Source organism: Vibrio rarus (genome assembly GCF_024347075.1).
GTDB lineage: Bacteria > Pseudomonadota > Gammaproteobacteria > Enterobacterales > Vibrionaceae > Vibrio > Vibrio rarus.
Window position 1 is genome coordinate 94,086 of the sequence record NZ_AP024900.1, and the last position, 23,079, is coordinate 117,164.

General features: G+C 43.3%; 18 protein-coding genes. 11 read left to right on the forward strand and 7 right to left on the reverse strand.

Annotated features, from left to right (window positions below; translation table 11 throughout):
- Positions 1-4 precede the first annotated feature (4 nt).
- Positions 5-493, forward strand: a complete 489-nt coding sequence (locus OCU56_RS00435) for a DUF2489 domain-containing protein (protein ID WP_261873651.1) — start codon at positions 5-7, stop codon at positions 491-493.
- Positions 494-623: 130 nt separating this feature from the next.
- Entirely contained in the window at positions 624-1,997 is a 1,374-nt protein-coding gene (gene hemN, locus OCU56_RS00440; protein WP_261873652.1) for an oxygen-independent coproporphyrinogen III oxidase, read from the forward strand.
- A gap of 47 nt (positions 1,998-2,044) precedes the next feature.
- Here the strand turns inward: hemN and glnG are convergent, their stop codons facing one another.
- From glnG to glnA, 3 genes are all read right to left on the reverse strand, one after another.
- Positions 2,045-3,454 carry a nitrogen regulation protein NR(I) gene (gene glnG, locus OCU56_RS00445; protein WP_261873653.1) on the reverse strand — a complete coding sequence of 470 codons (1,410 nt, stop codon included), beginning with the start codon at positions 3,452-3,454 and terminating at the stop codon, positions 2,045-2,047.
- Between the two features lie 24 nt (positions 3,455-3,478).
- On the reverse strand, positions 3,479-4,567 hold the full coding sequence (gene glnL, locus OCU56_RS00450) for a nitrogen regulation protein NR(II) (RefSeq protein ID WP_390904841.1): 1,089 nt from the start codon (positions 4,565-4,567) through the stop codon (positions 3,479-3,481).
- 188 nt (positions 4,568-4,755) lie between these two features.
- Entirely contained in the window at positions 4,756-6,165 is a 1,410-nt protein-coding gene (gene glnA / locus OCU56_RS00455) for a glutamate--ammonia ligase (RefSeq protein ID WP_261873655.1), read from the reverse strand.
- A gap of 598 nt (positions 6,166-6,763) precedes the next feature.
- Here glnA and typA point away from each other — a divergent pair.
- The 4 genes from typA (at position 6,764) to OCU56_RS00475 (ending at position 11,243) form a co-directional block, all read left to right on the forward strand.
- Positions 6,764-8,593, forward strand: coding sequence for a translational GTPase TypA (gene typA, locus OCU56_RS00460; RefSeq protein ID WP_261873656.1), 1,830 nt, complete (start codon positions 6,764-6,766; stop codon positions 8,591-8,593).
- Between the two features lie 363 nt (positions 8,594-8,956).
- The gene (locus OCU56_RS00465) at positions 8,957-9,871 is read left to right on the forward strand and encodes a virulence factor BrkB family protein (RefSeq protein ID WP_261873657.1); all 915 of its coding nucleotides are present in this window, start codon (positions 8,957-8,959) and stop codon (positions 9,869-9,871) included.
- Positions 9,843-10,277 (forward strand): D-aminoacyl-tRNA deacylase, encoded by a 435-nt coding sequence (dtd, locus tag OCU56_RS00470; RefSeq protein WP_261873658.1) that lies wholly within the window; start codon positions 9,843-9,845, stop codon positions 10,275-10,277. Before OCU56_RS00465 ends, dtd begins: the two co-directional genes overlap by 29 nt.
- Before the next feature lie 42 nt (positions 10,278-10,319).
- Positions 10,320-11,243 carry a bifunctional GNAT family N-acetyltransferase/hotdog fold thioesterase gene (locus OCU56_RS00475; protein ID WP_261873659.1) on the forward strand — a complete coding sequence of 308 codons (924 nt, stop codon included), beginning with the start codon at positions 10,320-10,322 and terminating at the stop codon, positions 11,241-11,243.
- Here the strand turns inward: OCU56_RS00475 and OCU56_RS00480 are convergent.
- The 4 genes from OCU56_RS00480 to hslR all read right to left on the reverse strand — a co-directional run bounded on the left by OCU56_RS00480 (position 11,240) and on the right by hslR (position 16,631).
- Positions 11,240-13,153: an AsmA family protein gene (locus OCU56_RS00480; protein ID WP_261873660.1), complete on the reverse strand. Its 1,914-nt coding sequence runs from the start codon at positions 13,151-13,153 to the stop codon at positions 11,240-11,242. The two genes, OCU56_RS00475 and OCU56_RS00480, sit on opposite strands and share 4 nt — an antisense overlap.
- A 103-nt stretch (positions 13,154-13,256) precedes the next feature.
- On the reverse strand, positions 13,257-14,885 hold the full coding sequence (gene pckA / locus OCU56_RS00485; protein WP_261873661.1) for a phosphoenolpyruvate carboxykinase (ATP): 1,629 nt from the start codon (positions 14,883-14,885) through the stop codon (positions 13,257-13,259).
- A gap of 475 nt (positions 14,886-15,360) precedes the next feature.
- A complete protein-coding gene (gene hslO / locus OCU56_RS00490; protein WP_261873662.1) occupies positions 15,361-16,230 on the reverse strand; it encodes an Hsp33 family molecular chaperone HslO in 870 nt (289 codons plus the stop codon).
- A gap of 14 nt (positions 16,231-16,244) precedes the next feature.
- Positions 16,245-16,631, reverse strand: coding sequence for a ribosome-associated heat shock protein Hsp15 (hslR, locus tag OCU56_RS00495; protein WP_261873663.1), 387 nt, complete (start codon positions 16,629-16,631; stop codon positions 16,245-16,247).
- Positions 16,632-16,814: 183 nt separating this feature from the next.
- Between hslR and gspC the strand changes: the two genes are divergently transcribed.
- The 5 genes from gspC (at position 16,815) to gspG (ending at position 23,064) form a co-directional block, all read left to right on the forward strand.
- Positions 16,815-17,756, forward strand: coding sequence for a type II secretion system protein GspC (gene gspC, locus OCU56_RS00500; protein WP_261873664.1), 942 nt, complete (start codon positions 16,815-16,817; stop codon positions 17,754-17,756).
- Between the two features lie 95 nt (positions 17,757-17,851).
- Positions 17,852-19,867: a type II secretion system secretin GspD gene (gspD, locus tag OCU56_RS00505; protein WP_261873665.1), complete on the forward strand. Its 2,016-nt coding sequence runs from the start codon at positions 17,852-17,854 to the stop codon at positions 19,865-19,867.
- Entirely contained in the window at positions 19,867-21,375 is a 1,509-nt protein-coding gene (gene gspE, locus OCU56_RS00510; RefSeq protein WP_261873666.1) for a type II secretion system ATPase GspE, read from the forward strand. The genes gspD and gspE overlap by 1 nt, the downstream gene beginning before the upstream one ends.
- Entirely contained in the window at positions 21,375-22,592 is a 1,218-nt protein-coding gene (gene gspF / locus OCU56_RS00515; protein WP_261873667.1) for a type II secretion system inner membrane protein GspF, read from the forward strand. Before gspE ends, gspF begins: the two co-directional genes overlap by 1 nt.
- A 28-nt stretch (positions 22,593-22,620) precedes the next feature.
- On the forward strand, positions 22,621-23,064 hold the full coding sequence (gspG, locus tag OCU56_RS00520) for a type II secretion system major pseudopilin GspG (RefSeq protein ID WP_261873668.1): 444 nt from the start codon (positions 22,621-22,623) through the stop codon (positions 23,062-23,064).
- Positions 23,065-23,079 lie beyond the last annotated feature (15 nt).

Here is a 23,079-nt window from a genome sequence, read left to right on the forward strand (position 1 = left end):
ATAAATGGATATGGCTGTGCTGGCTTCAATAGGAGCTATCATCATCCTTGTGCTAGGTAGTTACGCTGTTTACTTGCTTAATAAACTAAAAAAGCAACGGCAGCTTATCTTGCAACATCAAACGTTGGCGATTGCGAAGCGTAATGCGAAGATATTTGAAAGTGTTGATACCTTATGCCTTGCGGGCATTCAGGGGCAATGCGATTTATCTGAGTTGAGTATTCGTCTTTGTAACATCTTGGACTATGTACAAGGGGAACAACGTATTGATGTGGCCAGCCGTTATCCCGCTCTTAGCGAGTTGTTTGCGGTGGTTAAAGATATGGCTCGAGGTGAAGAACGTCAGCAATTGGCGAAGCAACAGCGTATGCAGCAAAACCTTGCTCGTACTAAAGCTGAAAGTCGTTTGAGCGAGAGCATTATTGAAGAGTTGAAAGATCTTCAGCGTCAAGTTGCACCATTGAACGACCAAATACCCATACAAACTCAATAGCATATGCCATTGACGTGATCCTGCTAGCAAATATCAATATTGATATTCGATATTTGCTAGCTATCTAAAAGTATCATCTCCTTGCTGTGGCAAAATAGCTCCCCTTCTCAGTAGTACTTAGGATATCCATATGTCTAGCCGACAAATTATCTGGGATCAGAGTGTATTAGATAAATATAATTACTCTGGGCCTCGTTACACCTCTTACCCAACCGCAGTGGAGTTTCATGAGGCATTTACCGTTGCTGAGCTAGACATTGCCTACATGCAATACCCAGAGCGTCCACTTTCTTTATATTTGCATATCCCATTTTGTCATAAGCTTTGTTATTACTGTGGCTGTAATAAAGTAATTACGCGCCATCAGCATAAGGCGGATGATTATTTAGATGTTTTAGAGTTTGAGATTCGCCAACGTGCCGCTTTGCTTACTGAACGAAAAGTAAACCAACTGCACTTTGGTGGGGGAACACCAACCTTTTTAACTAAAGCGCAATTAAGTCGACTAATGACGGTGATTTATGAAGAGTTTAACTTCAATGAAGACGCTGAAATTAGTATTGAAGTGGACCCTCGTGAAATAGAGCTAGATATGCTCGACCACCTACATGAGCATGGTTTTAATCGTTTGAGTATTGGGGTTCAAGACTTTAATAAAGACGTACAAAGAGTTGTTAATCGAGAGCAGGATGAAGCTTTCATCTTTGCCATGGCTGAGCGCGCTAAAAAGCTTGGATTCCGTTCAACTAATTTAGATCTCATTTACGGCCTACCCCTGCAAACAGTGGACTCATTTGCCGAAACAATGAAGCAAGTATTGAGTATGCGTCCTGGTCGCTTATCTGTGTTCAATTACGCACATATGCCCCAATTGTTTGCTGCTCAGCGAAAAATCAAAGAATCGGATTTACCCGTTGCTTCACAGCGTATGTCTATTTTACAGCAAACCATAGAAACACTGACCTCTGAAGGGTATCAGTTTATTGGTATGGACCACTTTGCACTTCCTGACGATGAACTTGCTGTCGCCCAACGCAATGGCGAATTGCACCGTAACTTCCAAGGTTATACTACTCAAGGAGATTGCGATTTAATTGGCTTTGGCGTATCTGCTATTTCGATGGTGGGTGACACCTACGCGCAAAACCAAAAAGAGTTAAAATTGTACTACGCGCAGATGGAAGAAAAGCGTTACGCATTGTGGAAAGGGGTCTCTCTTGATAGTGACGATCTATTGCGAAGAGAAGTGATTAAACAGCTGATCTGCAATTTTACTCTTGATAAACGTAAAATAGAAAAACAGTTCGCTTTGGTGTTCGATGATTACTTTGCTGAAGATTTACAGCTATTGCAAACCTTTATAAAGGACGATCTGGTACAAGTGTCAGAGAGTGAAATTACGGTAAGTCTGCGAGGGCGCTTGTTAATTCGAAATATTTGTATGTGTTTCGATAAGTACTTTCGGGCTAAGGCTCGTCAGCAGCAATTCTCGCGTGTTATTTAATCTGCAGTAATAGAAAAAGTGGTCCAAATGCGGACCACTTTTTCTATTTAGCTAACGCTTAACTCTTTCAGTTTTCGAGTGAGGGTATTGCGCCCCCACCCCAGCACCTTAGCGGCATCTTGCTTGTGTCCATTGGTGTGATTCAAGGCCACTTTCAATAAAATTCGTTCAAACTCAGGCAAAGCATAGGAGAGTAGCTCTGTTTCGCCAGAGGCAAGAGCGGTTCGCGCCCATTTCTCGAGCAACTCTTGCCAATCAGAGCTATCGGTTGTGGTTGCAAGGCTACGCTCTTCCACTAACTCTTGTGGTAAATCAGAAGGTAATATCTCACTACCACTTGCCATAACCGTTAGCCAGCGACAGGTGTTCTCTAGTTGTCTGACATTGCCAGGCCAGCTTAGGCGAGTCAAAATATCCACCGCATCCTTGGATAAAGTTTTTACTTCAACACTCAGTTCTTCAGCGGCTAAATCAAGAAAGTGCTGCGCCAACTTTTCGATATCTTGTTTGCGTTCTCTTAGGGAAGGGATATGAACACGAATCACATTTAAGCGATGAAATAGATCTTCTCGAAAGTCACCGTTTTTGACTAAGGACTCTAGATTTTGGTGCGTAGCGGCAATGATGCGAACGTCGACTTCTATCGCCGAGTGCCCACCGACTCGATAGAAGCGTCCATCGGCTAACACTCGCAGTAATCGGGTTTGAATATCTAATGGCATATCACCAATTTCATCGAGAAACAGAGTGCCACCATTAGCTTGTTCAAATCGGCCTTGACGCACGCTATTTGCGCCAGTAAACGCGCCTTTTTCATGGCCAAACAGTTCCGATTCGATGAGATCTTTAGGAATTGCGGCCATGTTCAGCGCAATAAAGGGGTTTTTACTACGAGGACTGTGTTTGTGCAGAGCATGAGCGACCAATTCTTTACCGGTACCGGATTCGCCGTTAATAAGAACGGAAATGGATGAACGAGAGAGGCGACCAATGGCGCGGAACACCTCTTGCATTGCCGGCGCTTCACCAATGATTTCCGGTGTTTCAGCTCGGTTAATGTTTAAGGCATTATGGTTCTGTTTTTGTTCATGACTATGGGTAATAGCGCGTTCCGATAAAGCCAGTGCTTCATCAATATCAAAGGGTTTAGGTAAATACTCAAATGCCCCCTCTTGGTAAGCATTGACGGCGGCATCAAGGTCAGAGTGTGCCGTCATAATAATCACAGGCAGATCAGGGTCTGCCTTGTGAATCTGTTTAAGTAACTCTAGGCCGTCCATACCTGGCATACGAATATCAGAGATGATGACATCAGGAACTTCTCGTTCTAATGCTAGGAGCACACTTTCTGCGTCAGCAAAGCTTTCACATTTGATATTGGCGCTTGAGAGTGTTTTCTCCAGAACCCAGCGTATAGAACTGTCGTCATCAACGACCCATACATAGCCTTTACTCATTTTCCTGCCTCCTAGCGCTGTTTTCTAATAATCTAAAATGGGTAGATAAACGGTGAATGTTGTTTTGCCTGGCCAACTGTCTACTTCAATCTTTCCTTGGTGCTGATCGATAAGGTTCTGGGAGATAGATAACCCCAGTCCTGTGCCACCTTCTCGTCCGCTTACCATGGGGTAGAATAGGGTATCTAATAGCTCTGTAGGGATCCCAGGCCCGTTATCCACTACCTCTATGCGAGCCGCCAATTTAATACGTTGCCCATGAATATTAACTTGGTGTTCGGTGCGAGTGATTAGGGTAATTTGTGCGTTTTCTTGTCCTTGTAGAATTTGCGCAGCATTACTGACAATATTGAGGAGCGCTTGCTCTATCTGTTCGCTATCCATGGCAATATCAGGCAGGCTCGGGTCATAGTCTCTTTCTATGCGTACATTTTGTCCCAGTTCAAACCCCACCAAGAGGCGCACTTTTTCTAATATAAGGTGCACATTTTCCGGTTCTTTAGTGCCCGGTTTTTGTGGGCCTAATAGTCGATCTACCAAATTACGTAATCGGTCGGCTTGCTCTATGATGATTTGTGTATATTCACGCAACGACTCTGAAGGCAGCATCTTTTCTAGTAATTGTGCCGCGCCGCGCAGTCCACCAAGTGGGTTTTTGATCTCGTGAGCTAGGCTTCTGACTAATAATCTCGCCGCTTGTTGCTGAGCGTGCTGATTCAGTTCTTGGTTAAGTCGTCTTTGCTGATCGACTTGCCTAAGCTCAATAAGCAGCATGACTTTTTTATTCCATGACACTGGGCTTATAGTGAGCTCCAGTAGCAGTGGCTTACCATCAATCACAAAGGTCACATCACTATCTGTAATGGTTTGTCCTGAAATGAGCGGTTGTTCAAAAACGGAAAAATCGATAGATGAATGGTCGACCATTTTAGGTAATTGCTGATCGATACAACGATTTTTGCTCTGCCCCAATAGTTGCTCAGCAGCAGGATTGAGATAGCCAATAGTTAATGACTCGTCGACGAGCATTGTGGCTGTCACTAATTGTTCTAAGACGGTTTCGGCTAATGGTTTACTCACAAAAAATCCTTTTTGGTGCGCAGAGAGAGTCATAGATAAAGTATTGCACAATTTTGGTGCGATAACTGTTTGGGAACGAAGTAATTGGTGCTTACTTTTAAATATGCAAAAAGCTTGCCGTTTACTGCTGTTTGTTGCTGTTAGTTACATTGTGGCTGAATAGTTAAGGTAATAAAAAAGGGCCTACCAGTGGCAGACCCTTCCAATATTTAATCTAAAGATTAAACAGAGTAGTAAAGTTCAAACTCAAGTGGGTGAGTTGTCATGTTGATCTTCTCTACATCTTGAGCTTTAAGAGCGATGTAAGAGTCGATGAAGTCACTAGAGAATACACCACCTGCTGTTAGGAACTCACGATCGCCATCAAGAGCGTCTAGAGCTTCTTGTAGAGAAGCGGCAACTGTTGGAATTTGCGCTGCTTCTTCTGCAGGAAGGTCGTATAGATCTTTGTCCATCGCTTCCCCTGGGTGAATCTTGTTCTTAATTCCGTCAAGGCCAGCCATTAGCATTGCAGAGTATGCAAGGTATGGGTTAGCTGCTGGATCACCAAAGCGAAGCTCGATGCGACGTGCTTTAGGGCTTGGAACTACAGGGATACGGATAGAAGCAGAACGGTTACGTGCAGAGTATGCAAGCATAACTGGAGCTTCAAAACCAGGAACTAGACGTTTGTATGAGTTAGTTGCTGGGTTAGCAAATGCGTTGATTGCACGTGCGTGTTTGATGATACCACCGATGTAGTAGATAGCTAGCTCAGAAAGGCCGCCATATTTATCACCAGCAAATAGGTTTACGCCATCTTTTGCTAGAGATTGGTGAACGTGCATACCAGAGCCGTTATCGCCAACAAGTGGTTTAGGCATGAAGGTTGCTGTTTTGCCGTAAGCGTGAGCTACGTTATGAACAACATATTTGTAGACTTGAGTTTCATCCGCTTTAGTTGTTAGCGTGTTAAAGCGAGTAGCAATCTCGTTTTGACCTGCTGTAGCAACTTCGTGGTGATGTGCTTCAACTACTAGACCCATTTCTTCCATGATTAAACACATAGCAGAACGGATATCTTGAGATGAATCAACAGGAGCTACTGGGAAGTAACCACCTTTAACGCCAGGACGGTGGCCTTTGTTACCTTCTTCGTAATCAGTACCAGTGTTCCAAGCTGCTTCGATATCATCGATTTTGTAGAAAGAACCTGACATGTCAGTGTTGAATTTAACATCGTCAAATAGGAAGAATTCTGGTTCTGGGCCGATTAATACTGTATCTGCAATACCAGTAGAACGCATGTACTCTTCAGAACGTTTAGCAATAGAGCGAGGGTCACGATCGTAACCTTGTAGTGTCGCTGGCTCAAGAATATCACAACGAATGTTCAGAGTTGAATCTTCAGTGAACGGGTCAAGTACAGCACTTGCAGGATCTGGCATCATTACCATGTCAGATTCGTTAATGCCCTTCCAACCAGCAACAGATGAACCATCGAACATTTTACCTTCTTCGAAGAAGTCAGCGTCAACTTGGTGCGAAGGAATAGAGATATGTTGCTCTTTACCTTTAGTATCTGTGAAGCGTAAGTCTACAAACTTAACTTCGTTTTCTTGGATCAGCGATAATACATTTTCAACTGACATCGTGGATAACCTCCAGTGTTGTTAAACGTGATTGCTCAATTTTGGTGAGCGTAAAGTCCTGAGACACAATTTACACTCTTTTCTAGTCATCGAACAATGAATATTTTCAATTGCTTTCTCTAATGCGAAAGGTGTGCCAACTTTATTAATTTGTTATAAAACAAAGCCTTACCTTTGATTGTTTGGCGGTGAGATACTTCTAATGCACCATAATGATCCGCTATTGCACTGTTTTGGGTCAATAAATGGTGTGATTTTCATACATTGTTGCAGTTTATTGGGGTTATGCGGTTGTGCGTGTGGTTGCATGGAGGGGAAGTGAGTTAGCCATGCCCAATATTGGTGCGAGTTAAGTATGAAGAGAGTGGATGGGCAACGAGTTGTACTGTCATGGTGCTTGCTAGGTGTTTGTTGTTTTTTACTCTGAATGTGCCGATTAAAATGGGAAATTATTCAATTTATCGAAAATATGGCCGTAATAAGTAAGGTATAGATCACATCTTGTTGGGATTTTGGCTAAAATCTGATACATTACGGCAAATTTTTTTAATTCCTGTCATCGGCAAACCGCCGAGACGCTACTGAGTGAACTTTATTCATGTCTACTCCACAGATTGAAAAGTTAAGAAATATCGCCATCATTGCGCACGTTGACCACGGTAAAACTACTTTGGTTGATAAGCTGCTACAGCAATCGGGTACGCTTGAGTCTCGTGGTGAAGCTGAAGAGCGCGTAATGGACTCGAATGATATCGAGAAAGAACGTGGCATTACTATCTTGGCAAAAAACACTGCTATTAACTGGCACGACTACCGCATTAACATCGTAGATACTCCTGGACACGCCGATTTCGGTGGTGAAGTAGAACGTATCATGTCTATGGTTGATTCGGTTTTGCTTATTGTTGATGCTGTTGACGGCCCTATGCCTCAAACTCGCTTCGTTACACAAAAAGCATTTGCACACGGCCTTAAGCCAATTGTTGTTATCAACAAAATTGACCGTCCTGGCGCTCGTCCTGACTGGGTTATGGACCAAGTATTTGACTTGTTCGACAACCTAGGTGCAACGGATGACCAACTAGACTTTACTGTTGTTTATGCATCAGCACTTAACGGCTGGGCTTCAATGGAAGAAGGCGTAGTTGGCGAAGACATGGAACCATTGTTCCAAGCTGTTGTTGATACAGTAGAATGTCCAAACGTTGATTTAGACGGCCCACTGCAAATGCAAGTTTCTCAACTTGATTACAGCTCTTACGTTGGTGTTATTGGTGTATGTCGCGTAACTCGCGGTAGTGTTAAGCCAAACCAACAAGTAACGATTGTTAATGCTGAAGGCAAAAAACGTAACGGTAAAGTCGGTACGGTTCTTGGTTATCTTGGTCTTGATCGTCACGAAGTTGAGCAAGCTAATGCGGGTGACATCATTGCAATTACAGGTCTTGGTGAACTGAAAATCTCAGACACTATTTGTGACCAAAACAATGTTGAAGCAATGAAAGCACTGTCTGTTGATGAACCAACAGTAACAATGACTTTCCAAGTAAACACGTCGCCGTTCGCAGGTAAAGAAGGTAAGTTTGTTACTTCACGTAATATCCTTGAGCGTCTTGAGAAAGAATTGGTTCACAACGTTGCACTACGTGTTGAACAAACTGACGATCCAGACAAATTCCGCGTTTCAGGTCGTGGTGAGCTTCACTTATCTATCCTTATTGAAAACATGCGTCGTGAAGGCTTCGAGCTAGCAGTATCACGTCCAGAAGTTATTCTTAAAGAAGAAGACGGCCAGCTTCTAGAACCTTACGAAACAGTAACCATCGACGTGCTTGAAGAGCACCAAGGTGGCATCATGGAAAATATCGGCCTACGTAAAGGTGAGCTAACAGATATGTCTCCAGATGGTAAAGGTCGTGTTCGCATGGACTTTATGATGCCTTCTCGTGGTCTTATCGGTTTCCAAACTGAGTTCCTAACTCTTACCTCTGGTTCTGGTCTGATTTACCATACATTTGATCACTACGGTCCTCATAAAGGTGGTGTAATTGGTCAACGTAATAACGGCGTGCTTATTTCTAACGCAACGGGTAAAGCACTGACTTACGCACTGTTTAACTTGCAAGAGCGTGGCCGTTTGTTTGCTCAACATGCTGACGAAGTATATGAAGGCCAAATCATTGGTATTCATAACCGTTCAAATGACCTGACAGTAAACTGTCTTAAAGGTAAGCAGCTGACTAACGTGCGTGCATCTGGTACGGATGAAGCACAGGTTCTTTCACCACCAATCAAACACACTCTAGAGCAAGCTCTTGAGTTCATTGATGAAGATGAACTAGTTGAAGTAACGCCAGAGAGCGTACGTATCCGTAAGAAACTTCTTACTGAAAACGAACGTAAGCGTGCTTCTCGCCCAGCAAAATAAGAGTGAATAAGCTTTAATAAAGACTATTAAGCTAGCTAACTTATTAAGCCCTACAGATGTCGTCCTTGGACTGACTTCTGTGGGGCTTTCTTTTACTGTCGAATGAGTTTTGCTAGACTGATTCATACCAATTAGTAAGAATGATCTAGGGAGTAGGGCAAGACTTTTGAGCTGTAGTGATTCTACAATCAAAAATTTCAGCCGAGTTTTCGAGGGTTTTAACCTGCTAGGATTATTCATTATTTACTACGATTGGAATTAACCCTGTAGGGCATTGATTTTACGACCAACACTTTTACCACTGGGTTCTTCCTGATTATGATAGGCAAACACTCAGTTCGGTATTACAGCAGGATGCAGTAAATGCTAAATCTTCCAAGCTGGGTGCATGTACTATTGCACTACTCTAGCTACCTTTATCAAAGAGCGAAACATGATCGGTTGCCAGTGAATGCTGGCTATATGGCTTATATCACTTTGCTCTCTTTAGTGCCGTTGACGACAGTCACGCTAACCGCACTATCTAAAGTGCCTATTTTTGATGGTGTAGGGGATACTATTCAGCAATTTGTGTTTAGTAACTTTGTGCCAGCAGCGGGCGAAGCCATTCAGCACACACTGAATGAATTTATTGCCAATACAGGGAAGATGACCTCAATAGGACTAATTTTCCTATTCTTTGCTGCTCTGTTACTGATTTCTGCGATCGATAAAAACTTGAATTATATCTGGCGCGCACGCAAGAAACGGCGCACAGTGTATTCTTTTTCGATGTACTGGATGGTGTTGACCTTAGGGCCACTGCTGATGGGGATGAGCTTAGTTTTTTCTTCTTATATCAGTTCACTGAAAGTATGGAATGAGGATACATTGCATTTGATGTATTCCTTGCTACCCATTACCTTTTCTTTCTTGGCGTTCTTTGGGTTGTATCTATTAGTACCCAATATAAAGGTTCGTTTTAATCATGCCTTAGCAGGAGCATTAGTTGCCGGCTGTTTATTTGAAATAAGTAAAAAGCTGTTTGCATACTATGTCTCTCAGTTTCCATCTTATCAGCTGATCTATGGCGCTCTGGCCGCCGTACCTTTGTTGTTTATGTGGATTTATCTGTGCTGGATGATAGTGCTGATTGGTGCTGAGATCACCGCAAGCCTTGGTGAAGATGAGGTGTGGCGGGTAAATGAACCATTTAGTATTGAGTGGTTTTTACATTATCAAACATTATTAATGAGAAAAAGGATTCGCAGTGATAGCTCTGATACAGAGAGTAAGTGAGGCTACTGTTAAAGTAGATGGTGCCGTTGTCGGTGAAATTGGCAAAGGATTACTGGTATTGCTTGGGGTTGAAAAAGAAGATGATGAAGCCAAAGCAAAACGATTAATGGAGCGAGTCACCACTTATCGAGTCTTTAGTGATGAGCAAGATAAAATGAACTTAAATGTAAAGCAGGTTGAGGGTAGCGTGCTGGTTGTTTCTCAGTTTACGCTCCCAGCGGATACTAAAAAAGGGACCCGAGCGGGTTTTTCTCGTGGTGCCGCGCCGCAAGATGCCGAGCGGCTTTATGATTACTTCTCCGACAAGTGTGCAGAGGTGCTACCGACCGAACGAGGCCGGTTTGCTGCTGATATGAAAGTGTCTTTGGTTAATGATGGACCGGTCACTTTTTGGTTGCAAGTATAAGCAACTACCATAACTAATTGATTCAAATGGATCTTAAATCATATGTTTAAGCTAATTACGCCAAGTACGGACAACCAGTTACAAAAATATTATCACTTTCGCTGGCAAATGCTGCGTGAGCCATGGCAACGACCGTTGGGTTCAGAGAGAGATGAGTACGATGAGTTGAGCCACCACCGAATGATCGTTGATGGTCGAGGCCGACCTGTGGCCATTGGCCGCTTGTATGTCACCGCTGACGACGATGGGCAAATTCGTTACATGGCTGTAAAAAAGAACCGACAAGGTAAAGGTGTGGGCTCTTTGATTATGATGGCTCTTGAGTCACTTGCTCGTGAAGAGGGGGTGAAGCGACTGGTGTGTAATGCTCGTGAAGAGGCCATTGATTTTTATCGCAATAACGGCTTTGAGAGTCAAGGTGCCCTGAGTGATGAACGCGGACCTGTTCGTCATCAACAAATGGTAAAAACCATCGACCCTATGGCTAATGTATTGCGTCGCCCTGATTGGTGCAACGAGTTACAAAAACGCTGGGAAGAGCAAATCCCTATCAGTGACAAAATGGGGATCAAAATTAATCAGTATACGGGCTACAAGTTTGAATGTGTTGCTCAGCTGAACTCTAATCTGAATCCCCACAATACCATGTTTGCCGGTTCGGCATTTACCTTAGCAACCTTAACAGGGTGGGGTATGGCTTGGTTGCTGATGAAAGAGAGAAACCTACACGCGGATATTGTGTTAGCCGACAGTAATATTCGTTACCGCCATCCAGTAAAAGAAAGCCCGAAAGCGAGCACTTCACTGGATGGGATAAGTGGCGATCTTGACCGACTCGAAGGGGGACGTCGTGCCCGTATCATTATCAATGTGTTGATCTACAGTGGTACTCTGGAGGCCGTTGAATTTACCGGCACTTACGTTTTACTGCCGAGTACTCGTGATAATCAAACGCTGAGAGTCTAATTATTCTCTGTGATCTCTGCTTTTTTCTCACGCTTGGTAGAGGGGCAAGTCATGGCAATTTGACTGCGCCCTTTCGGTAGTATCGACGAAAATGACACGCAGTCAGAGGCTAAATTAAATTGAATATGGCCTTTATCCGGATCAGCCAGATCCATTTCCCCTTGCACTTCACCGCTTACTGTATTGCTGACAAATTGTGTATCAGAAACGCTAATGATCCCTCTTGTTGCCTTTATCGCCATTTCAGGAATAATCACCTTGTGCTGAGAAGGCTCAGAAAACGGTAGGGATAGCAGTACATCATGAGGGGCCAACTTAACTTGTCCATCAATGGTGTGTTTTAACATCAGCTCGTCCCCGCCTAGGCCATTAAGTTGCGCACTGATATCAATTAATCCCTGCCAGTTCACTGCAATATCTAGTGGTTGGGTGAGCGTATTGAGTGGGATCCCATACGCTTGCAGAGACATTTTCCATGGATAACTGATAAGTGCCAGATTGACCTGTGAATTTGCTTTGATTAATCCCTTGTCGATAGGCAGGAATAATTGCTTGATGCGCCATAGCCCATCCACCGTTTGCGTTTCTAAATAGGGTTTAATAGAGGTGATACCTAAGGCTGTGAAACTGTTGGCACTGGCGGCCAGTGAGCCATGCCATAGAGCCCATTGATGATGCTGTTTGAGAATTAGATCTTGCCCGTCGACATTAAGGTTTGATAACTGCCAGTGGTGGTCATTTGAAAGATCAATAATTTGGCTGCGCTCAATGTTTACTTTATCAATGGATAGCTGTTCAAGGGCCCTTAGCTGTTTCTGGATTAAAGCGCTGAACTGTGGCTCCTTAATGCTCCACTCAAGGTTTTTTATGCTCAGTTCATTTAAAGAGACTTGGTGCGGAGATATTGTGCCACTGGTATGGAACTGTCCTTGTTCAAATAGGAAGCGTAACTGATTAAGTTGAATTTTTTGTGGTTGAAGTTGTGCCGTGACTTGAGGCTCTAAGATAATGCGATCGTGCCAAACAAGGCTTTCGGCAGAAAAGTTCACATCCGCTTGTTGCATCCAAGGTGTTGCTTTTAGATCCCAGTTATTTAACTGCAGATGCATTTGCTGCACGGTAAAGTCATTTTGTTGCCAACTGAATCGCTCTATATCCATATGTTGGATACGGTCGATGTTAGTGAGTAACTCAGACCAAGGGGCAGGCTCTGATTGTTGAAAAAGAGATTGAGATAAATCTAAGTTTCGAATCAGAAGATCATTAATGGTCCAATGCTGTCCTTTTTGTTCTGCGATCAGCTGAACGTCTCCATTGCGCCAATTAAAACTCAATAAATTCAGCTGTGTATTGTTTTTACTGTAGTTGAGGCGAGCCTTAAATTGATTAAAGGCTTCTCCGTTCCAATACACTTGTTCGCTATCTATCTCTGCGTATCCTTCAGTATAGGAGGCCATCGGGGTGTAATTGATATGTATATCTCGGGCAATAACATCATGGTTGGCAAAATCTAAACCTCGAACTTCGATGTGTTGTGGCTGCCAGCGTTGCATTAGCCCATTAAGTCGCTGTTGTTGTGGGAGGCCATTAGGCAGATTAACCCCTGAGATTAAAACATGTGTAATAGAGAGAGGCTTTGTCCAATCCCAGTGTGCTTGGAAGGTGAATTGAGCCTTATCTATAGCAATCGCCGTATCGTTGGCTTGGATGAGGGTTACTTGCGATAAAGTTAGCTTATCTGGATATTGATAGTTCGATTGCTCAATATGGATCTCTTGGGTTGTCATGCGGGATAAGATTTGCTGAGTGAGCCAAGTAGAGTGAGATGTTTGTAAGAACAGAAATAGTGCTATACCGCTGATCAGCAATAGTAGTAACAGTCCAGCACTGATTTTGAGTATCGCCTTCATCTTATTACCAAGGTTTTTTGTATATGGATAAAGATGACTTATATCCTATTGTTTATCAACAAAAAAGCCCCTGATGCAGGGGCTTTGTCGCTGTCGAGGGTGATTAATCTAGCTGTGGGCCCGCTTTAACGAGCGCTTTGCCATCATCATTATCGGTATATTTTTCGAAGTTGTTAATGAAACGCTCCGCTAAATCTAACGCTTTGCTTTCCCATTGCAAAGGGTCGATATATGTATCACGCGGATCAAGAATTTCAGGGTTAACATCAGGCAGTGTCGTGGGGACTTCTAGGTTAAACACAGGGATGTTTTTGGTTTGTGCATTTTCAATGGAACCATCTAATATCGCGTCAATAATTGCCCGTGTATCTTGAATAGATATGCGCTTGCCTGAGCCATTCCAGCCGGTATTCACTAGATATGCTTCAGCGCCAGCATCTTGCATACGTTTTACTAAAACTTCTGCATATTTTGTTGGGTGCAAAGTTAAGAATGCCGCCCCAAAACAAGCCGAGAAGGTTGGTGTTGGTTCCGTGATCCCACGCTCTGTACCGGCTAATTTTGCGGTAAATCCAGAAAGGAAGTGGTACTTAGTTTGTTCTGGTGTGAGTTTAGAGACTGGCGGCAGTACGCCAAAGGCATCCGCAGAAAGGAAGATCACCTTATTCGCATGGCCCCCTTTAGACACCGGTTTAACGATATTTTCGATATGATGGATAGGGTAAGAAACACGCGTGTTTTCAGTTTTTGAACCATCATCAAAGTTGATGGAGCCATCATTTCGTACGGTAACGTTCTCCAGCAGTGCGTCGCGACGGATGGCATTATAAATATCCGGCTCTGCTTCTTTAGAGAGTTTAATGGTTTTCGCATAACAGCCACCTTCAAAGTTGAAGACGCCATCATCATCCCAGCCATGTTCATCATCACCAATAAGTGCGCGCTTTGGATCGGTCGATAATGTGGTTTTACCTGTTCCAGATAGACCAAAGAATACCGCTACATCACCTTCTTCGCCCATATTGGCAGAGCAGTGCATAGAAGCGATGCCTTGTAATGGAAGAAAGAAGTTCATCATAGCGAACATGCCTTTCTTCATTTCACCGCCGTACCAAGTGCCGCCAATTAACTGCATTTTTTCAGTTAAATTAAATACGGTGAAGTTTTCAGAGTTTAAGCCGTGCTCTTGCCATTTGTCGTTAGTGCATTTAGCCCCATTCATTACGACAAAATCAGGATTAAAGGTCGCTAACTCCTCTTCTGATGGGCGTAAGAACATGTTTTTCACAAAGTGTGCCTGCCAGGCGACTTCGGTGATGATGCGCACAGCCAAGCGAGTGTCCGGGTTAGTACCACAATAGCCATCAATAACAAACAAACGCTTGTTTGACAGTTGGTTGGTGACCAGCTGTTTTAAATCGTTCCATACCGCCTGATTAATAGGCTTGTTATCGTTCTTTACTATGTCTGTTGTCCACCACATGTTAGCTCGGGTAGTCTCATCTTCGACAATAAACTTATCTTTAGGTGAGCGACCAGTGAAGATACCGGTGTCTACTGCTACAGCGCCCAGCTCAGTAACGATGCCTTTTTCGTAGCCTTGCAGTTCTTTACTCGTCTCTTCCGTGAAAAGCATCTCGTAACTAGGGTTACGAACGATTTCGGTCGAGTCGTTGATACCATATTGGGTAAGATCGATATTTGCAGCCTTAGTATGTTCCATAACAGTCATAGGTGCTCCTTGTGGGGACTTTTAGTATGAGTTTGGTTGAAGTTACAAAATGTATTATTTTTTTGATTTAGATTAAGTAATCTTCATAATATGGACTATATATGGCTTTTTTGATCGTTTTATCAACAAAGATCACGTTTTCACTAGTTCAAAAATCAGACAGATTTACGTGCTGTGATGCACTTTTTTGTTGTTTTTATCGGCGAAAAATGCGAACTAGTACGGATTTTGTGCGGGTTTTTTGATATGAAAGGTGACGGATATAAAAAACCGGCCTAAATAGGCCGGTCTTGTTAAATTACAAAACTGTGAGCTTATACCAGTCACAGTAAGCTAATAAGCATAAATATCCGTAAAAACACTTGGTAACAAGGTGAAAGTTTTTGATATACGTTGAATCTACAATCAAAAATTTCAATGGTGTTACTAAAGAATAAATAACCACCGTTATGAGCGGTTATTTACTGTATTAGGATTAATGTAAAGTGGGTTTGTTAGCTTGAGAAAATAACTCTTCAACTTGAGCCGAATCAAAGTCATAGCTTGTTCCGCAGTAATCGCAATGCAGGGCGATGCTTCCTTCTGTAGCAAGAATGTCATTCACTTCTGCGCGATCCACAGTCAAAATAGCGGCACCACTACGTTCTCGTGAGCAACCACAGAAGAACTCAACGGCTTGAGGTTCAAATAATTTAACGGTTTCTTGGTTGTAAAGTCGGTAAAGCAGTTCGTTAGCGGGTAGGCCGAACAACTCTTCGTTTTTCACTGTGTCTGTTAATTGTTCCAAGTGCTCAAAATCATCGGCAGAGCCAGTACCATCAGGCACTACTTGTAAAAGCATGCCGGCTGCGTGTGCTTTGCCGTCAAATTCTCCTACGCGGAACCATAAACGAGTTTTAAGTTGCTCTGAACGTTCAAAGTAGGCTTCGAGTACTGCGGATAATGTATCCCCTTCAAGTGCGACAACACCTTGATAGCGTTCACCCTTATCTGGAGAGATAGTAATAACTAAGTGGCCTTTGCCTAGCATGTCATGCAGTGATGCTGTATCAGCAATCTCACCATCAAAACGTGCCACACCGCGGACTTTTTGATTGTTATCACCGTTAATGACCGCTAATGACAATGGACCATCACCTTGCAACTGCAGTGTAATGGACCCTTCAAACTTTAATGTTGCGGTGAGTAATGAAGTGGCAACGAGTAGTTCACCAAGCAAGTTTTGAACCGCAACTGGGTATTGCTTGCTATCTAGGATGGCTTGATATGCTTTATCTAGTTGAACTAGCTCACCGCGAACAGATAAGTCTTCAAATAAATAGCGATTTAATACATTGTTTTCCATTTGGAAACTCCAGCTTATTGGTTCTTAAATTTAATCAGTGTGCGTCGTTGTTTTTTATCTGGACGACGTTCAGGGCTTGGGTTGTGTGCGTTCATCTTACGTTCTAACGCTGTACGCTCACGTTTGGCTATACTCTCATCAGTTTCTTTGTAGAGTAGTTGCGCTTCAGGTGCTCCGCGTCTTTGGTCAGATATTTTTTCAATCATAACCGTTTTTTCAACTTGTCCCTGTCGCAGTATAATTGTAGCCCCTAGTTCTACCATTTTACTTGGCTTGCTACGGTGTCCTTCATAGTGGACTTTACCACCATCGATCATATTTCGAGCGATTGAACGGGTCTTATAAAAGCGGGCGGCCCATAACCATTTGTCGAGTCTGACAGCTTGGGTATTGGAACTCATAGTGAACGTTGCTCTCTAAGTTGTATATGGCTGACTGATTAATGGTGACGGAGATATCACTTTTCAAGTAAATGTAATTTTTTGTAACCAAATTTCTGCCCAATTTAATTTTGTCAAAGAGAAATGTGGTAGTCTTATTATAAGCGTTAACCCAGTAGCACCAATGCCTCAGTGGCATATACTATGAAAATCGGTACACATATTTTGTCTAAGTTTTCTATATCCTCATACAAGGCTAATCAAGTACTGAATAGCATTGTGAATCAACAAGCGATCATCGCTCGAGCTTTGACTATTGTTCTACTTGTGATGACAGCTTGGCTATGTGGTCATTTATTTTGGTCTCTCATGGGGTCTGAATCGAATGTAGCAACTTGGAGGCCAGCTTCAGGGGTTACGACGAACAGTTCTTCTGCGCAACATAATGATATGAACATTACTTCGCTGCTAAATGCCAATCTTTTTGGCGAAGAATCAAAAGCAGCACCTAAGGTTGTTCAGCAGCAAGTGGTCGATGCGCCAAAAACGCGTTTAAATTTAGTGCTGGTGGGAGTCGTCGCCAGTACAGATCCGAAAAATAGCTTAGCGGTTATTGCCAATAAAGGCACTCAAGACACCTATGGCATAGGTGAGAATATCGATAATACGAGAGCTAAACTACAAAATGTTCTCAGTGACCGCGTTATTATTGAAAACCAAGGTCGTGATGAAACCCTAATGCTGCAAGGCATAGAGTATAAGCGAGTTACAAATCTTAAAGAGGTGGCCAAAAAGCAACCTCAATCTAATGTCCAAGGCAATAACCCTCATATGGATATTGCTAATCTAGATAGTATTAAAGCAACAATCGCCGAGAACCCACAGCAGTTTCTTAAATATATTAGACTTTCACAAGTTAACCGTGATGGAAAGCTGGTTGGGTACCGCGTGCGTCCTGGACGCGATAGAGCGTTGTTTGATTCTATTGGGCTAAAAGATGGCGATATTGCCGTCACTTTTAACGGTTCAGACTTAACGGATCCCGCTGCAATGGGGGCGATCTGGAAGTCACTGAATGATCTTAGTGAAGTCAATCTTACCGTTGAGCGTGATGGGCAACATTACGATATTTATTTACAGTTGTAACTAACTAACCTAACAGTTATTAGTACAGGCAATGTGAGCTTGAATATAAAGCCACGTTAGGCATTCGATGCCGATGATATTTTTGGGAGTGTCAAGTGAAAGGTTGGTTTAGCAAGAGCGTCTGGCTTTTGGTGGGAAGTTTGGCATGTACGCCAGCATTTAGTGCCAATGAATTTAGCGCCAGCTTTAAGGGAACGGATATCGGCGAGTTTATTAACATAGTCGGTAGAAACCTAGAGAAAACTATCATTGTTGACCCTACTGTTAGGGGCAAGATTGATGTTCGTAGCTATGATGTGCTCAACGAGAAACAGTATTATCAGTTTTTTCTAAGCGTCCTTGAAGTGTACGGGTATGCAGTTGTTGAAATGGATAATGGTGTCATCAAAGTCATCAAAGCCAAAGATGCAAAAACCTCTGCGGTTCCTGTGGTAGGCGATTCGAAGATTAAAGGGGATGCTGTTGTCACGCGCGTTGTCGCGGTACGTAATGTGTCCGTTCGTGAATTATCTCCGTTGCTTCGCCAATTAAATGATAATGCCGGTGCGGGTAACGTGGTTCACTATGATCCTGCAAACATTATTTTGATTACAGGTCGTGCAGCGGTAGTGAATCGTTTAGCTGAAATTATTAGACGAGTGGATAAAGCGGGCGATAAGTCCATTGAAGTGGTCGCGCTGAAAAACGCATCTGCGGCTGAGATGGTGCGTATTGTTGAAGCGCTAAATAAAACCTCTGAAGCAAAAAACACCCCAGCTTTCTTACAGCCAAAATTGGTGGCTGATGAGCGAACTAACTCAGTGTTAATTTCAGGTGATCCACAAGTGCGTAAACGCTTGAAAAAAGTGGTCGCGCAATTAGATAAAGAGATGGCAGTTAAGGGTAACAACCAAGTTGTATACTTAAAAAATGCCAACGCTGAAGATTTAGTGGATGTGCTTAAAGGCGTATCGAAAAACTTGGCTGCAGCCAAAAACAAAGGCGCTAAATCATCGCAAGGCAATGCAGACGTGATGATTTCAGCCCATAAAGGCACCAACTCATTAGTCATTACTGCTCCGCCAGATATCATGAAAGCATTACGTGATGTGATTGCTCAATTAGATATTCGCCGTGCTCAAGTATTGATTGAAGCTCTTATCGTTGAAATGTCAGAGGGCGACGGTGTTAACCTTGGCGTGCAATGGGGTAACCTAGAAACAGGTGCCATGGTGCAATATGGTAACTCTGGTGCGTCTATTGGTAGTGTAATGGTGGGCTTGGAAGAAGCTAAAGAACAGAAAAGTACCGAATACTACACCGATAACAACGGTAATAGAGTGCCTTATGATGTGACTACTCCTGGTGACTATTCAACATTGGCCAGTGCGTTAAGTGGTGTGAATGGTGCTGCGGTAAGTTTGGCTATGGGCGATTGGACCGCGTTAATTAGTGCTGTTGCCACTGACTCCAATTCAAATATCTTATCTTCTCCAAGTATTACGGTGATGGATAACGGTGAAGCCTCGTTTATTGTGGGTGAAGAAGTGCCGGTATTGACGGGTTCAACTTCGGGCTCTAATAACGATAACCCATTCCAAACGGTTGACCGTAAAGAAGTCGGTATCAAACTGAAAGTTGTTCCTCAAATAAACGAAGGTGATTCTGTTCAGTTGAAGATTGAGCAAGAAGTATCAAACGTACTGGGTGCGAATGGTGCGGTGGATGTTCGATTTGCTAAACGTCAATTAAATACATCGGTCATGGTCCAAGATGGACAAATGTTAGTACTAGGTGGTTTGATTGATGAGCGCGCAATGGAGAGCGAATCTAAGGTGCCAATCTTGGGTGACATTCCTTGGTTAGGTCAATTGTTTAAGTCAACCAGTACTCAAGTTGAGAAGAAAAACCTAATGGTATTTATTAAGCCAACCATTATTCGTGATGGTATGACGGCCGATGGTATCACTCAACGTAAATACAACTATATTCGTGCAGAGCAACTGTATAAAGCCGAAGAAGGCTTGAAACTGATGTCTGATGACCTAGTTCCTGTAATGCCAAAATTTGGTGATGAAGCCGGCCGTCCGACTGAGTTGCAGGCCTTTATTGAGCAAGTGGACAAAAAATAATGGGCAGCGAAGCACTTTCAATAATTAAACCGAGTATTACCCGCTTACCATTTGGTTTTGCGAAGCGTTTTAACGTCGTGCTTGAGTTAAACCCTGAAGGTGATGCCAATCAACTGTTTTATATAGAACCTTTACCTCTAGCCACTTTGCTAGAGGTGAAGCGAGTTTCTCCTTTGCCTATCCAGTTGGTGGCATTGGATAAAAACAGTTTTGATTCCAAGCTTTCAGATTCGTATCAGCGAGATTCTTCAGAAGCTAGACAGCTTATGGAAGACATAGGTGCCGATAGTGATGATTTCTTCTCTTTAGCCGAAGAAATTCCGCAAAATGAAGACTTGTTAGAAGCGGAAGACGATGCGCCGATTATCAAATTAATCAACGCCATGTTGGGTGAGGCAATCAAAGAAGGGGCATCGGATATTCATATCGAGTCCTTTGAAAAAACCTTATCCATCCGTTTCCGTGTCGATGGTGTGTTACGTGATGTGTTAGCCCCTAGCCGTAAACTTGCTCCGTTATTGGTGTCAAGGGTGAAGGTTATGGCTAAATTGGACATTGCAGAGAAACGTGTTCCACAAGATGGCCGTATTTCTTTGTTGATAGGTGGGCGTGCGGTGGATGTGCGTGTTTCAACTATGCCGTCTTCACATGGTGAGCGCGTGGTAATGCGTCTATTGGATAAAAATGCCACTCAGCTTGACCTTGATAGCTTAGGCATGTCCCATGACAACCACATTCGTCTCCAAACACTCATTAAAAGACCTCATGGCATCATCTTGGTTACGGGGCCAACCGGTTCTGGTAAGTCCACGACTTTGTATGCCGGACTGCAAGAGCTAAACAGTGCTGAGCGTAATATTCTTACGGTAGAAGATCCTATCGAATTTGATATCGATGGTATTGGTCAAACACAAGTTAACCCTAAAGTGGATATGACGTTTGCTCGTGGCTTGAGAGCCATCTTACGTCAAGATCCCGATGTGGTGATGGTAGGTGAAATCCGTGACCTTGAAACGGCGCAAATTGCCGTTCAAGCATCACTGACAGGTCACTTAGTAATGTCAACATTACATACCAATACCGCAGTAGGTACCATCACTCGTTTAAGAGATATGGGGATTGAACCTTTCTTAATTTCTTCATCGTTACTGGGTATTTTGGCGCAGCGTCTGGTAAGAACCTTGTGTCCAGAGTGTAGAACCCCATACCAAGCCGATGCAGAACAGAAAAAACTCTTTCATCTTGCAGCCGGTGATGACCTAGTGCTTTATAAACCTAATGGTTGTGAGCACTGTAATAATAAAGGTTATAAAGGCCGTACGGGTATCCATGAACTATTGGTGGTGGATGAAAAAGTCCAGTCATTGATTCATGGTGAACAGAGTGAGCAAGAAATAGAGTTGGCGGTTCGGAAGCATACAGCCAGCATTCGTCAAGATGGTCTTGAAAAAGCCAGGGCTGGGAAAACAACCCTAGAAGAAGTTATGCGAGTAACTAGGGAAGAATAATGGCCGCATTTGAATATAAAGCGCTCGACGCAAAAGGACGCCAGAAGAAAGGCGTTACCGAAGGCGATAATGCGCGTCAGGTAAGGCAGCGTTTGAAAGAACAAGGCTTAATACCTGTTGAAATTACTGAAACAAAAAGCAAGCAGAAGTCGACGAAATCTCGAGGCTTCCAACGGGGGATCAGTACTCCCGACCTCGCTTTATTGACTCGCCAACTCTCTACTCTTGTTCAGGCAGGTATGCCGTTAGAGGAATGTTTAAGAGCGGTTGCAGAGCAGTCCGAGAAGGCGCACATTCGCAGTATGTTAGTGAGTGTTCGCTCTAAGGTTGTTGAGGGTTACACTCTAGCAGACAGTATGGGAGAGTATCCTGCGGTTTTTGATGATTTATTTTGTTCAATGGTTGCTGCAGGTGAAAAGTCAGGCTACTTAGATTCAGTATTGGAGCGTTTAGCCGATTACGCCGAAAAGCGTCAAAAGCTGCGTTCAAAACTGCAACAAGCGATGATTTATCCCATTATGCTGACCTTGATAGCGGTCGCCGTTATTGGCTTCCTACTTGCTACCGTGGTACCTAAAATTGTCGATCAATTTGTGCAAATGGGACAAGAGCTTCCCACTTCGACTCAAATACTGATTGATGCCAGTGCTTTTGTGCAAAACTACGGCGTGGCACTAGTGGTGGGCTTTGTGCTCATTATTATTGGCTGTAAAATCTTACTTAAAAAGCCAGAGCTAAGATTACGATGGGATAGCCGAGTACTTAAGCTACCTATTATCGGGCGAGTTGCGAAAGGGCTGAATACCTCTCGCTTTGCACGTACCTTAGCCATCTGTTCGGCCAGTGCCATTCCTCTACTTGAGGGGATGGTGGTCGCGGCCGATGTTATGGGCAATAAATTCTTTAAGAAACAAGTTCTTGAAGCTTCACATAAAGTGAGGGAAGGGGCGAGTTTACGTCACTCACTACAGCAAAGTAAATTGTTCCCACCGATGATGCTACATATGATTGCCAGTGGTGAACAGTCTGGTGAGCTAGAGCAGATGCTGACTCGCGCTGCAGATAACCAAGACCAAGACTTTGAGTCGCAAGTCAACCTTGCTTTAGGTGTTTTTGAACCGCTACTTATTGTTTTTATGGCCGGTCTTGTACTTTTCATTGTGGTCGCCACTATGATGCCACTATTAGAACTGAATAACTTAGTATCGGGTGCTTAGCAGTTTCCCCGAATGTATGGAGAGAAAAATGAAACAAAATAAGAAACAACAAGGCTTTACCTTGCTAGAGGTTATGGTTGTTGTGGTTATTCTTGGTATTTTGGCGAGTTTCGTTGTTCCTAACCTTTTAGGCAACAAAGAGAAAGCAGACCAACAGAAGGCCATCACAGATATCGTTGCATTAGAAAATGCTTTAGATATGTATAAGTTAGATAACAGTGTTTACCCAACTACAGACCAAGGCTTAGACGCACTGGTTAGCCGTCCGGCGGGTACACCAGAACCTCGTAACTATCGTGCTGATGGTTATATTCGTCGTCTACCAAAAGACCCATGGGGCTACGACTATCAATACCTAAGCCCTGGTGACAATGGCAGTATTGATATCTTCACTCTTGGTGCTGATGGTCAAGCTGGAGGCGAAGGTTCATCTACTGATATTGGTAACTGGAACCTACAAGACTTCCAGTAAGCTGAACCATAGTGA